This window comes from Bacillus sp. CGMCC 1.16607, assembly GCF_042683745.1.
In the GTDB taxonomy this organism is placed as follows: domain Bacteria; phylum Bacillota; class Bacilli; order Bacillales; family Cytobacillaceae; genus Pseudoneobacillus.
The window spans coordinates 356,944-370,391 of the sequence record NZ_JBHUJX010000019.1; the positions used below are offsets into that span (position 1 = coordinate 356,944).

The window sequence follows — 13,448 nt, forward strand, 5'->3', positions numbered from 1 at the left end:
GTTCATAGGTAGTATGCTTCTTGAAAACTTAGTTATACCTTACCATTTCGGTGATTTCCTCATTTTTGTCCCTTGTTCAAAGGAATAAGAGATCGATAAAAGCTGCGGCTCTGAATAGGCTATTCCTGTGAAGGTAATTCCAACCGGCTCCCCTTTATCGGTATATCCTGCTGGTACCGTAATCGATGGATAACCAGCTTTTGCTGGAATAGCAGCACCATAATTATTCGGAAAAACAACAGCGTCTAATTGATGTTCATCCATGATGAAGTCTATTCCTTGTTCAGTTGAGTAATATAAATCATCTTCCAAAGAGTTTATATAAGCTTCTTCAGTTAATGTTCCGTTTGTTGCTTCGGATTCAAGTAGAATAGCTTGGCCAAACTTTAACATTTTTTCTTCATTTTGAAGATTAAACTGGATTACATCCTTTAAGGAGCGTATTGGATAACTAGGATGAAGTTTATTTAAGTAGGCATTAACATCAGATTTAAACTCATAAGTTAACACATCGTAGCTCCATTTTCTATCGACTGATGGAATTTTGACATCTTCAATAACCTCAGCACCTAGTTCCTTCAGCTTCCTGATTGCAGCTTCCATAACCTCACTTTTTTCTTCACTCAAATAATCAAAAAATCCTTCGCGAGCAATACCGATTCTCTTCCCTTTTAACCCAGCTTCGTCAAGGTAATCGGTAAAATCAGTTTGGGTTAAAGCAGTGTTTGTTAATGTGATTGGATCCTGCTCATCTGCCCCAGCTAAAACATTTAATAAAAGCGCTGCATCTTTGACTGTTCGCGCCATTGGACCTGCCGTATCTTGAGTATGAGCAATCGGTATAATTCCCGTACGACTAATTAGTCCTACAGTAGGCTTAATTCCAACTAAAGAATTTTGACTTGCTGGACTTAAGATTGAGCCCGATGTTTCTGTACCAACTGCTACCGCAGCAAAATTGGCGGCAATCGCAGCACCTGATCCAGAACTCGATCCCCCTACATCAAATGTACCTGGACCATAGGGGTTAAGCACCTGACCACCTCTTGAGCTATAGCCGCTAGTCATTCCAATTGCCATAAAATTAGCCCATTCCGTCATATTTGTTTTTCCGAGTATAACGGCACCAGCACGACGTAATTGTGAAGCTACAAAAGAATCGGCTGATGCATACGAATTTTCTAATGCTAACGATCCTGCACTAGTATGCATCTTATCATTTGTATCGATGTTGTCCTTAATGAGGACAGGGATTCCGTGAAGTGGTCCTCGTGATCCCTTACTTTTACGTTCTGCATCTAAGGCAGCAGCTATATGTAATGCATCCGGATTCACCTCAATAACTGAATTAATCTTCGGACCATTTTTGTCAAAACTAGTAATACGCTTTAAGTACATTAGGACTAATTCCTTTGATGTCAAATCCCCATTTTCCATTTTCTCTTGCATTTGGTCAATCGTCGCTTCTTGCAACCATTCTTCTGTTAATTTTTTTAATTTTGGATTTTCCATTTATTTAAAGCTCCTCTCACATTCTTTTATTAAAGAATTCTTGATGAAGGCTCAAAAACCTTTTTAATTTGTATAAATACGTTAATCGAAACGTCTATTTATTATAAATTCCGTGTCTTAGAGGATGAGTTTTTCATATATCCGACTACTTCCAGGTTATATCCGTCTAAAATCGATTTTATCCGCTTGTTTTCTACTTATATCCGACGATTAGAGTCATATATCCGCCATTTTCACAATTTGGACAAACTTTTCCACCAAAAAAAATAACACGCAAGCCGCGTGCTATTTTTTTGTTTTCTTATATTTAGTTGTTTTAATTGTTTCGCGCTTTACTGCTCTTTCTTGTTCATCAACGATTTTTCCGCTATAAAATACCTTTTTGGCTAAAGGTATTTTTAATTCATGGCAGTATTTTTTCAATTCACGCTCTTCTCGTTCATTGACAAGCGAAATGACGACTCCGTCTGCTCCAAAGCGGCCAGTACGTCCTGAACGGTGAATATATTGGGTAATGTCTTTCGCAAAATCAGCATGAACAACATGTGTAATATCTTGAATATCAAGACCTCTTGCTGCCACATCTGAAGCAATTAGTAATTGGATTTTTCCTGTTCGAAGATTTTTCAATGCCAACTTTCGGTCGTCTTTCTTTAAGTCGCTATGAAGCACTCCAACTGGAATTTCCTTGAATTTCAGTTTTTCAGAGACAAAATTGATTTCGACAATGTCATTGATAAAAGCGAGAGCACGTATTCCTTCAAGACGTCCGATTTTTTCCAATAGCATCGGTTTCTCACGGTTTTCACATAAAAAATAAATGTGCTCGACTTTGCCTGCTTTAATCGTCTCGTCTTTCATCACTTTTAGTAGTTCAGCATTTTGGGTTAATTCTTTGGCAATATGAATCGCACGCTCCGTTAAAGTTGCTGAAAATAACACAACCTGTCGATGATCACTTAAAGTCGACTTTATAATTTGCTTGATCGTCTCGATATGCTCTGGAACAAGAAGCTGATCTCCCTCGTCTAATACAATCGTCTTAACTTCATGCATTTTTAATTTCTTCTGTTTGATAAGCTCTAACATTCTTCCAGGTGTTCCAACAATCAATTGCGGTTTTTTCTTAATTTTCTCAAGCTGCCTAGTTACATTCGCTCCACCAATAAATGAAGCATTTCGAATGCCACTTCCCTCGGACCACTTTTGCACTTGCTCCAAAATTTGCATCACAAGTTCCTGTGAGGATGCTAGTATAACAGCTTGAATTCCTTGGCTGTCTGGATTGATTTTATCTAGAACTGGAAGCAAATAAGCCAATGTTTTTCCTGTTCCGGTCGGCGATTCTGCAATTACATCTTTGCCTTCTTTGATTAGCGGAATCGCTTGTGATTGAATGGAAGTCGGCTGTTCAAAGGCTGATTTCTCCCAGACGTTTTGAATAAATGGTTTTAATGAAGAAATAGTTTCTGTCATTGGTTTCTCCTTTATATATAGGAATATCCTTATTATGTACTTAAACCCGAAAAAACTAGTATCGGTTATGATACTAGCTTATCAAAGCATGAATGTCTAGACCTTCAAATTAAAGCATTCTAAGTACCGCTCTTACAGGACTGCCGTCCCCTTCAGCTAATGGTAGGGGAAGAGCGATTAATTCATATATACCTGGCTCCACATTAGTCAAATCCACCGATTCTAAAATATGGATTCCATTTTCGTGTAGGGAGTGGTGTGCCGCTAATTCTTTACTGTCTAGCGGGTCGACTGATGGAACGTCGACACCAATTAGCCTGACCCCATTTTCCCCTAAAAAAGAAGCAAGGTCTGGTCTTAAGAACGGGATTGACTCAGGAAACTGTAGTGGGTTCTCCCACGAATCAGTCCGTAGCAAGACCCTTTCTACCTCTTGTAAGTCAATTTCCTCAAAATCGCTTGCTCCAATACATTCTTTATTCCTCATATCGACTACAAGAGCCTTGCCGACATATAAATGGATATCAAGGTCATACATTCGTTTTCCCTCGTTATCGAAATGAAACGGGGCATCCACATGAGTGCCTGTATGGGTGCTCATCTCCAGCTTCCCAACGTTTACAGAACCACTTTCTTCCATCGGCCAATTGATTTTAAATGAAAAAGGGGTATCTCCCGGCCAAGTTGGAACGTTATGGCCAAGCTTCCTTGAGATATCAATGAGTTTCAATTAGGATGCCTCCCTCTAAGCAATGACTTCGCGCTTATTTTCGTATTTTTCATATAGCTTTTCTTGCATAATTTTCTTCAAAATTTGAACTGCATTCCATACGTCTTCATAAGAAGTATAAAAGGCAACAGGTGCTAAGCGAATAATATTAGGGTTTCGGTAATCAGGAACAACACCATTTTCCTTTAACGCTTTACAAATTCGCGCGGCTTCGGGGTGCTCTAATGCCACATGACCACCACGACGGTCATCTTCACGTGGATTTCCAATCGTGAACTGAAAATCTCCTAATTCCGATTGAATTAATTCCATTAGGTAGCGTGTTTGTCTTAAGGATTTTTCCCGAATCGCATCAATGGAAGCTTCAGTAAACATTTCCAATGAACCAATAAGCGGTGCTGTACTTAGTAGATGTGGTGTGCCAATTTGATAAGCACCGGCGTCATCTGCTGGGGTAAAAACATGCTCCATATCAAATTGTTTTTCTTTATTAGAACCGAACCAACCTGTAAGACCAGGTATTTTCCCAAAATGCTTTTCATTCACATATAAAGCGCCGATCCCACCAGGACCACTGTTTAAATATTTGTAGGTACACCAATAAGCAAAATCAACATTCCATTTACTAAATTGATGCGGAATAGCCCCTACGGAATGGCATCCGTCAAAGCCGATGAGAATTCCCCTTGCATGTGCCTCGGAAGTTAATTTTTCAATATCTAGTAATTGACCGCTTCGATAAAGGACGGTCGGAAGAATAATTAAAGCAACTTCATCTGTCATCGCATCAATGATGTCCTGCTCTTCAATCATTCGGCCGTCTCTACTTTTCACTTGAATGAGATGTTCTTTTGGGTCAAGACCTTTCAGTTGAACTTGACTTTGCAGTGCATAAATATCGGATGGAAAATTTAATTCGTCAGCAAGGATTTTTGTTCTTTTTCCGGAAGGTTGATAAAAGGTTGCTACTAATTGGTGAAGATTCGTTGTTGTACTTCCGGTGATGATGACCTCGTTCGCTTTTGCTCCAACTAATGGTGCACACATTTCTCCAAGTTTTTCAGATAAAGTGAACCATGCATGCTTGCCGTTCATCCACCCATCAATTCCAAGCTCTCTCCAAGAATCAGCTACCTCCTGCAATGCCTTTTCTGCACGCTTACTCATTAGTCCAAGTGAATTACCGTCTAAATATAGGTCCTTTTCAGGTAAGTAGAATTCTTGTTGGTATTTTCGAAGTGGATCTTGATGATCAAGATTTTTTGCATACTCTAATGAATCGAATGTCACAATTAGCCCCCCTTTTAAGTAAACACTTTCGTTTATCTTAATATTCTTTTTCTGTCAGTATATTACCTGCTAAAATGAGGGATTATTTCTAGGTTTGTACCAATTCATATCAAACTCAAGACCTAATGCTTCACCAAAAAGTTTTCCAAATTGAATAAAGCCGCTACCTCTAGCCGTAATGAAGTTTCCATCTTGAACAACAGCATCTTTACAATAATGTTCAATTTCAAAAATACCTAATTCAGCTAAAGCCTCTTCAGGTAGGCCAACTGTGTATTTCTTTCCTTTTAAGACTCCAGCTTTTGCAAGTAAAAATGGAGAACTTGAAATACTTGCGACAATAGTGTCTTCATTTGTAACCTCTTTAATAAAATCAAACCATTTCTGTTCATCAATCAATATGCCCACATCCATGCATCCTGGCAATAGTAAACTATCAATCTCCTCTACATTTACTTCATCGACAGACATATCTGGTAGACATGTTAAACCGGATTCACCTTTTACAGGTTGGTGGTCGACTCCTACAGTCACGATTTCTTTATTGCCCTGCATGAGTATGGATAATGCAACTGATAATTCATATTCGCTAAAAAGAGGATACAGTAGAACAGCCGTTTTCTTATTTTTCATTTTCTCATTCCTCCAAAAAATATTTGCAAGTTTTTATGACCTTAACTTAAATTTTAATAGTAAATTCCAATCGATAGCCTTTTTTTGTAGTTTGAAAGTCATAGCTCAGACCTCATTTTGTTTTTTTGCCAAAGACAAAATAACAATGGTACTTATTATGCAAAGTGTGCCTAACCACTCTTCCAAGCCAAAGGTTACCTTTAACCAAATCACGGATAAAAGAGTTGCTGATAATGGTTCGATACTTGCAAGTATACTTGCCTCGGATGCACTTATATACTTCAAGCTTTCAAGATAACAATAGAAAGCAATGAGTGTCCCAAAAATCACGATAAAAGCTACAGCAAAGTAGGAATTTAAAGACCATTGACCCTGAAAGGACCAAGGGGGATGTATAAAACTGAAACTAACTCCACCTATCAGCATCCCCCATCCTATTACCACTGAAGAGCCCCATTTTGCAAGTAAGTTATGAGGCTGTAAAGTATAAAACGCTAAAGCTACCGCGGAGCTAAGTCCCCAAAATAAAGCCCATCCTGAGATGGATAAACTTTGAATATTTCCTCGTGTAACAAGGAGATAAGTACCTAAAATGGCTAACAGTACAGCTAAAAGTTCTTTAGAAGATGGTATTCTTTTAAATTTTACTGCCAAATAACATGAAATTAACACAGGTGCCAAGTACTGTATAACTGTTGCAGTTGCTGCATTTGAACTTTCAATCGCAGCAAAGTAAGTATATTGAACGGCTAACAAACCTAAAATGCTAAATAATAGTAGACCGCATACATCTCGTTTATTTTTCCATATTCCCCAAACTTTTTGCTTCTCTGTTGAACTAGCCAATCCTAATAATAGGATACCTGAAAGTAATAATCGGATGACAACTAACCATTCAGGACTAAACCCCTGTTTGTGAAAAAGGAATTGAGCAACAGTTCCAGATATCCCCCACAAAGCTGCACCAGTGAGAACTAAAGCAATTCCTTTTGATTTTGAGTATGATAAGGCTATATTTCCTGAACTCATGTTTTTTCTCCTTTTAAATTCTACTCTTAAAAAAATGTTCATTTTCTATTTTTATAATAAATTAAAAAGTCTGTCCATTGATCGTTCTCCAGTGAAAATTCCTTTCTTACGCACTCAAACAGGAATCCTGCTTTTTCGGCAAGTCGAATGGACGGTTGATTATCGACATTTATATGTAGTTCAATTCTATGAAAATCTAATTCTGTGAAAAACGTTTCCGTTGCGGCTAATACACTTTCAGAACCGTACCCCTTTTTCCAAAATTGATTATGGATGGAATAGCCCATCATAGCCCACTGGTAATCCATTCTAAGAATCTTTATGAGTTCTACTTTTCCAACATTCACTCCATCCTCTTTTCGAAAAACTCCCAAATTGTACATTTCGTCCTTTTCAGCTGAAGCCTTGAATCCTTCAATCCATTTTGTAAACCACTCCTCTGTACAGGATGACATGCCCCTATGTCCGTCATCATATTTGTATTGAGATGGTAGTCTTTGATCAAACTGCGTATACCAATTAAAGTAGTCTTCTTTTTCAAATGGACGAATGATTAGCCTTTCCGTTTCAATATGTAAGTTTGAATTTATCAATCGACCATTCCTCCCACAATCAATGCCCATGCTTAAATGATAGCTTTCCGTGATTATTTAATATCATAATATACCTTTTCGGCGGCAGTACTCAGATATCCTTTATCAAGTTCCTGTCCAGTGGTTTTATTATTTCATACACCTATGTTTCTCCTGTTCTCTGAACCCCTTTATTATGGTTAGACATACCTCTAACACAATTTTTCTTCGACAGGTTTTGAGAGCACGTTAAAGGGGCAGCATAAATGCTCCCCCTTTAATGAACATCCTTATTCACATACCGACCATACTCTGGAATCGCAATCCGATCAAATTCGGCAACTAGCTTATGCAAACTGTCCGAAAGCAATTCTCCTGTCATCGGAAGACCATGACCCGTTATTGCGACAGAAGGTTTTAGATCCTCTAATTTCCTTACTGATTCCCAAGCTGCATCCCAGTCGGGTGTAAAATACTTTGGAGGACCGCTTATTTCCTGTTCCTGCGTTAAAACTTTAAATAAATATTCTTGTTTAACTGTGACAAAGGCATCTCCTACAATTAATGTGCGATCCTCATCTCTAAAAAACGATACATGTCCAAGAGAGTGGCCAGGTGTATGAATCCAGCGAAAGCCTTCCAAATGTGGCACACTGCCATCTGACGGAAGCTTCTCAATATGGCTTCCTAAGTTGATTGGATCATTAGGAAACATGGGGGACATTTTTGCTATCATTCCACCTTCTACCGTTGGATCTGGTTCAGGGTATCTTTTTTTCCCAGTAAGATAGGGAAGTTCTAACTCATGGGCATAGACTGGAATATCCCATTTTTCGACCAATTCAATAATTGCCCCAACATGATCAAAATGACCATGTGTTAGTAAAATAGCTTTCGGACGACTACCTTCTCCAAAGCGTTCCTCTACTGCTGAGATAATTTCATCAGCCGAACCTGGCATCCCTGCATCAATTAATACTAAGTCATTAGACTCTGGCTTTCCCACGAGACAAATATTCACAATTTGAATCGTATGACAATATAGGTCAGGCAAAACTGCAATTCCAATCCCACTTCCAATCGATGTTGCTGGGATGAACCTGTAGTCATCTCCATAAGAGATTTCCTTTTCCATAAAAAAACTCCTTTATATTTAAAAATCCAATCATAAATAGCTTCTCAATTAGCCTGTTTATTATACGAATTAAAAATGGGCGGCTTTAAAAAAGTGGCCACCCTAATCATTATTAATGAAAAGCACACCAAAACGCAGCTTCTTTGTACAGTATCTCGTCAATCGCACTAAAAGGAATTTTAAAAGTTGGAAATCCAGCTGCGTACGGAGCAATTTCATAAGGAGCGAAGTAAATATATAAATTATTTTCATCCACATAGAAGGTTTGATCTGGAGAAATTCCTTTATAAGTGTCAGGGAACACATAAGAGTACTGAGGGTCGGTCTTTATTTGCTCCCCAATGATGTCACTCAAAACTTTTACATAAGAATTTGATTTAAATAAATCTTTAAGTTCATAGAAGGCACCACTCTCCAAATCTACATGAGCAAATATTTTCACTGGCATCCCATGTGCAGCACCAAATGGATAGTTATAACCATTAAGTTCCAGTACAAGTAGCTGTTTTTTAAAAAAAGATATATCAAATTCCCCTGAATAACTATATTCCAATTGCTTATTTTGGGGAATATCTTTCACACCTGAAAGTTCAGCTAGCCTTTTATTGACTTGTTTCTGAATCCGCTCCACACTCATCCCTTGAATTTCAGGATAATACACTAAATAATCCTTGTTCGGTTTGTATTTTCTCTCGATTACTCGAAAACGACTATTTAACGGGATAATTTGATTCGGTGACCAGACGAGCATTCCTTTTAAATTATAGTATCGAAGTCTTTGGTCAATCATGCCTTTGATTAGTTCTCCTTCAAAAGATAAGGTACCACCACCTTTTGCAATAGGCAGATTCCTAACGATCTGACCACTTTTATCAATAAAAAAGGTATAGCTCCAATCCGATGCAGAAGCAAAACCGTTCTTATATTCAAGTACATTTGTAAATTTATGGTCTGTTAGAAATTTTCCATTGATGTCAACGATTGCATACAAGGTACCTCCCATGGGAATCTCTTTGTTAATTGCTTTACCTACAGCCAGTCTATTTTCGCCAAGCATGACAATCTCTGAATAGTTGGGATCTATAATAAACTTACCTTCATGATCGATTAATCCATTGTTGAAACGGACATCTTCATTTTTGTTAACAACAGCTCCTCCAAACTTAAAAGGGTCTGCTCTTGTAAAGGATGGTTCGATCATAGTTTTACCACTTTCATTCATATAACCATGTTTGCTGTCTGACTTTTCCTGAAAGGCCATGAGCCCTTCACTTAACTCACCAACGAAAGCATATTCGTAGGAATGAAGTGCTTTCCCTTTTTGATTAATTAACTCAAACTTTCCATCCGGACGTTTCGCAACTGCTTTTCCATCATTAAAATTTGTTACAGATTCAAATTGTAGAGGAATAACTTCTTTTCCTTGTTTATTTAAAAAACCATATAAATATTGATTTTCTGTATTTTTCCCAGCGAACATCGCCATACCATTTTGATAATTTCCAATGAAGCTGTACGTTTTCTTAGTTAATTCCTTACCCCAGCGGTTCAATACTTTAAACCCTTTACCATCCATTACAACCGCTCGCCCTTCAGAAAAAGGGTTTATGGAATCGTACCTTGGCCAAACGATAAATTGGCCAAATCGATTGATTAGCCCATATTTTCCATTCATTTTAACGGCGGCAAGTCCATTAGCCTGGAAATCCTGTGCATCCTCATATTTTAAGGGGGAAACAAAATTACCCTTGTGATTAATATAGCCCCACTTCTTTTTATTGCCATCCCGTACATATGCTGGATATAGGTCAATCCCCTTTACACGAAATTGGTCAGCCCCTCTTTCCGTCGTCACCGCATACCAATAGGAATCATCATGTTTAAAAATTGTTGTATAAACATTATCCTCATAAACAAAGGAAACAAACATTTCTTCTTTACCGTCTCCATCCAGATCCTTAAATTGAATCGAAGGCTCCTCTCTCCATTCATTCCATATTAATTGTGACCCCAATGGCAAAAAACGTTGCAAACGTTCAATTAATTCATTCCTATCCATATGGTCATTCCCCCACCAAACTCATTTCTACCTATCATATGGCAAGAACATCAAAATGGGGTCAGTCCCCCATCACTTTAAAGTAATGGGGGACTGACCCCCGACGCGTTAATGCGTTAGTGTGTTAGTTTGGTACTTCTAAAATAACTTTTGTTCCTCTATTAGGTTCGGTAATAATTTGTAATGAGCCACCTACTGACCTTGCACGCTCTTCCATACTAAATAACCCAACTCCACGCGACTGTTCTTCCACATTAAAACCTTTTCCTAAATCCTCAATCACTATGCGAATAACATCATCCATTTCACGAATCGTAATAGCTGCCTCGAAGACATCTGCATATTTACGAATATTCGTTAACGACTCTTGGATTACTCGGTATATCGTTGTTTCCGTGCTATGATTCAAGCGTCCACTTAATACGCAATCAAAAAAAACATCAATATGATAATGCTCGGAATAACGGTTAAGAAATGTACGAATCGCAGGAATTAATCCAAGATCATCTAATACCGATGGCCGTAGCTCCCATGAAATGTCCCGTATTTCTTCAATCAGTTCTTGTGCTTCATCCATCATTTGTTCAATAAGCGGATGCTCAAACTCAGAACTTAGACGGTTAATTGTTATTAAATGGCTATACAAATTCTGACCTATTCCATCATGTAAGTTTCTAGAAAGCTTTTTTCGTTCCTCTTCTTGAACATCAATAATTCGAGCCATCATTTTTTGCAATTCTTCCTCAACTTGCTTACGTTTCGTAATTTCGTAGCGGATAGCCAAATATTGATACGGCTTCCCATTTTCTTTTAAAAAAGGAATAATGGTCGTATCCACCCAGTAGAAGGTCCCATCCTTTGCCCGATTTCTAATTTCTCCCTGCCAAACTTGGCCATTACCAATCGTCCGCCACATATCCTGAAAGAATTCCTTGGAATGATACCTTGAATTCACAATTAGATGATCTTTACCTAATAACTCTTCCCGTGAATATTTTGAAGTTTGACAAAAATGGTCATTCACATATGTAATTTTTCCTTTTGCATCGGTAATCGCAACAATCGATGATACATCTAGCGCAAATTTAAAATCAACCAACTCTTGCATCGACTTTTGTAATTCTTCTACCACTCGATTATATGAAATAGGAGAACTACCCTTATCTGTATTCATATCATCTACCATAAGTAGTCCTCCATCTCTATAGGGAATTATGGATTTTAATTGCTTCTTCTAAAAAAAGCGCTGCCTTTTTAATAACTTGCTGCTCTTCATTAGATAACATATACTCTGTACGATGTCCCACTAGCAATACCCCTTTTGGTACCCCATTAAAAAATAATGGCACTGCATAAGAAGAAACTAATTTTTCTGCAAGCATTATCGGATAATCAGTCGTTTTCCCAGTGATTTGTTGGGGGAAACTCGTAATCATCATCGAACTGCCGCTTGAAATTACTTTTCCTGCAATACCTTTACCGTAACGAACTGTAATTCGTTTGTATTTATCATTTAGATTCCCAGTAGCGTAACGCCACCTTACATCTGGGCCGGTTTCGTTTTGAATAGCGAGCCCGACAAAGTCTGCCTTCATCTCCATCAATAACTGCGAACAAGTTTGAACGGCATCAGGACATTCGTTTAACTCACTCATTTTGCACCACTCCATTTACAAACCATAACCTAATAACCCCTTTTTTAAAGCAAATTCCACTAGTTCAGGTCTCGTTTTCATTTGGAGCTTTTCCATGAGGTTTCCTTTATGCGTTTCTACCGTTTTCACACTAATCACAAGTTGCTCGGCAATTTCTTTATTTGCAAATCCTTTAGCAATTAACGTAAGTACTTCTTTTTCACGGTCTGATAAGAGATTAAAGCTATCAGGTGTATGCCCATTTTTCATACTCCCTAAATACTCTTCCATTAATCTCTTAGTTGCGGAAGGGTGGAGATAGGCATCCCCTTTAGCTACACCTTGAATCGCCGCTAAAAGCTCATGATGTGGGGCACTTTTTAAAATACATCCAGATGCTCCCGCTTGGATGGCTCTAAAGAGGTATTCTTCATCATCATGCATCGTTAAAATTAAAATATTAACCTCTGGCATTAATTTTTTCAATTCGGAAGTTGCTAATAATCCGTCTTTTCCATGGGGCATGCTCAAGTCCATTACTACAACATTAGGTAGAAGCTCAAGAGCTTTCTCGATTCCTTCATTACCTTCTGTAGCTTCTCCGACTACTTCCATTTCAGTATTCGCATTCAAAAGCATCTTCAAGCCCATTCGAACAACCGCATGATCATCAACTAGCAGTATCCTGATCAATGTAAACTCCCCTTTGCTCCTCTTCATTTTTCAATGGAAGTGAAATCTCAATAGATGTACCTTCTCCTATTTTAGAGGATATCACACACTCACCGCCAGTAAGTAACATTCTTTCTTTCATTGCTTCTAAACCAAAGGACTTTTTATTCTCCATCTCAAAGCCTTTTCCAAAATCTTGGATAGTGATTTTTAGAGATTCATTTGACCAAAGAAAGCTGATTTTTACATCGGAAGTGTCAGCATATTTAGCAATATTGGATAATGCTTCTTGGCATACTCGAAAAATAGCTACCCTACTGCTTTCGGAAATAAATTGCTCATCACCAACCGATTCCATTCCAACCTCAATACCAAAAGTTGATGTATATAATTTTACATAGCTTTTAATTGCTGGCAGTAAACCTAAAGTTGTAAGAGTAGGAGGATGTAATTCGACGGACAAAATACGGATCTCCTTGATGGTTTTCTCCATGATTTGAGACATCTCTTTAATATAAGATTTTAGATGCGGTTGCTCCACACCAGCTTCAATAAATTGTAAACCCGTAAACATACTATACAATGATTGACCGACACCTTCATGTAACTCCAAAGCAATACGTTTAATTTCTTCTTCTTGCGATTGGATAATATATGAACTTATTTTCTGCCTTTCTGGTAAAATTCCCATCGAATTCCTCCTTTC

General features: G+C 38.0%; 13 protein-coding genes. All 13 read right to left on the minus strand.

All coding sequences use genetic code 11. From position 1 onward, the window contains the following. Positions 1 to 39: 39 nt before the first annotated feature. The 13 genes from ACFSO7_RS14160 to ACFSO7_RS14220 all read right to left on the minus strand — a co-directional run bounded on the left by ACFSO7_RS14160 (position 40) and on the right by ACFSO7_RS14220 (position 13,433). Positions 40 to 1,512, minus strand: a complete 1,473-nt coding sequence (locus ACFSO7_RS14160; protein WP_377877973.1) for an amidase — start codon at positions 1,510 to 1,512, stop codon at positions 40 to 42. A gap of 285 nt (positions 1,513 to 1,797) precedes the next feature. After that, positions 1,798 to 2,988 (minus strand): DEAD/DEAH box helicase, encoded by a 1,191-nt coding sequence (locus ACFSO7_RS14165; RefSeq protein WP_377877974.1) that lies wholly within the window; start codon positions 2,986 to 2,988, stop codon positions 1,798 to 1,800. Positions 2,989 to 3,097: 109 nt separating this feature from the next. Beyond that, on the minus strand, positions 3,098 to 3,718 hold the full coding sequence (gene kynB, locus ACFSO7_RS14170; RefSeq protein ID WP_377877975.1) for an arylformamidase: 621 nt from the start codon (positions 3,716 to 3,718) through the stop codon (positions 3,098 to 3,100). 15 nt (positions 3,719 to 3,733) lie between these two features. Next, on the minus strand, positions 3,734 to 5,008 hold the full coding sequence (gene kynU, locus ACFSO7_RS14175) for a kynureninase (RefSeq protein ID WP_377877976.1): 1,275 nt from the start codon (positions 5,006 to 5,008) through the stop codon (positions 3,734 to 3,736). A gap of 69 nt (positions 5,009 to 5,077) precedes the next feature. After that, positions 5,078 to 5,641, minus strand: coding sequence for a DJ-1/PfpI family protein (locus ACFSO7_RS14180; RefSeq protein WP_377877977.1), 564 nt, complete (start codon positions 5,639 to 5,641; stop codon positions 5,078 to 5,080). A 105-nt stretch (positions 5,642 to 5,746) separates the two neighbouring features. Further along, entirely contained in the window at positions 5,747 to 6,670 is a 924-nt protein-coding gene (locus ACFSO7_RS14185) for a DMT family transporter (RefSeq protein ID WP_377877978.1), read from the minus strand. 38 nt (positions 6,671 to 6,708) lie between these two features. Then, positions 6,709 to 7,263, minus strand: coding sequence for a GNAT family N-acetyltransferase (locus ACFSO7_RS14190; protein WP_377877979.1), 555 nt, complete (start codon positions 7,261 to 7,263; stop codon positions 6,709 to 6,711). A 256-nt stretch (positions 7,264 to 7,519) separates the two neighbouring features. Continuing rightward, a complete protein-coding gene (locus ACFSO7_RS14195; RefSeq protein ID WP_377877980.1) occupies positions 7,520 to 8,377 on the minus strand; it encodes an MBL fold metallo-hydrolase in 858 nt (285 codons plus the stop codon). Positions 8,378 to 8,489: 112 nt separating this feature from the next. Next, positions 8,490 to 10,436 carry a WG repeat-containing protein gene (locus ACFSO7_RS14200; protein WP_377877981.1) on the minus strand — a complete coding sequence of 649 codons (1,947 nt, stop codon included), beginning with the start codon at positions 10,434 to 10,436 and terminating at the stop codon, positions 8,490 to 8,492. Positions 10,437 to 10,560: 124 nt separating this feature from the next. Then, positions 10,561 to 11,622 carry a PAS domain-containing sensor histidine kinase gene (locus ACFSO7_RS14205; protein WP_377877982.1) on the minus strand — a complete coding sequence of 354 codons (1,062 nt, stop codon included), beginning with the start codon at positions 11,620 to 11,622 and terminating at the stop codon, positions 10,561 to 10,563. Between the two features lie 16 nt (positions 11,623 to 11,638). Beyond that, positions 11,639 to 12,091: a GAF domain-containing protein gene (locus ACFSO7_RS14210; protein WP_377877983.1), complete on the minus strand. Its 453-nt coding sequence runs from the start codon at positions 12,089 to 12,091 to the stop codon at positions 11,639 to 11,641. A gap of 15 nt (positions 12,092 to 12,106) precedes the next feature. Next, positions 12,107 to 12,763 (minus strand): response regulator, encoded by a 657-nt coding sequence (locus tag ACFSO7_RS14215; RefSeq protein ID WP_377877984.1) that lies wholly within the window; start codon positions 12,761 to 12,763, stop codon positions 12,107 to 12,109. Beyond that, positions 12,741 to 13,433, minus strand: coding sequence for a sensor histidine kinase (locus tag ACFSO7_RS14220; protein WP_377877985.1), 693 nt, complete (start codon positions 13,431 to 13,433; stop codon positions 12,741 to 12,743). The genes ACFSO7_RS14215 and ACFSO7_RS14220 overlap by 23 nt, the downstream gene beginning before the upstream one ends. Positions 13,434 to 13,448 lie beyond the last annotated feature (15 nt).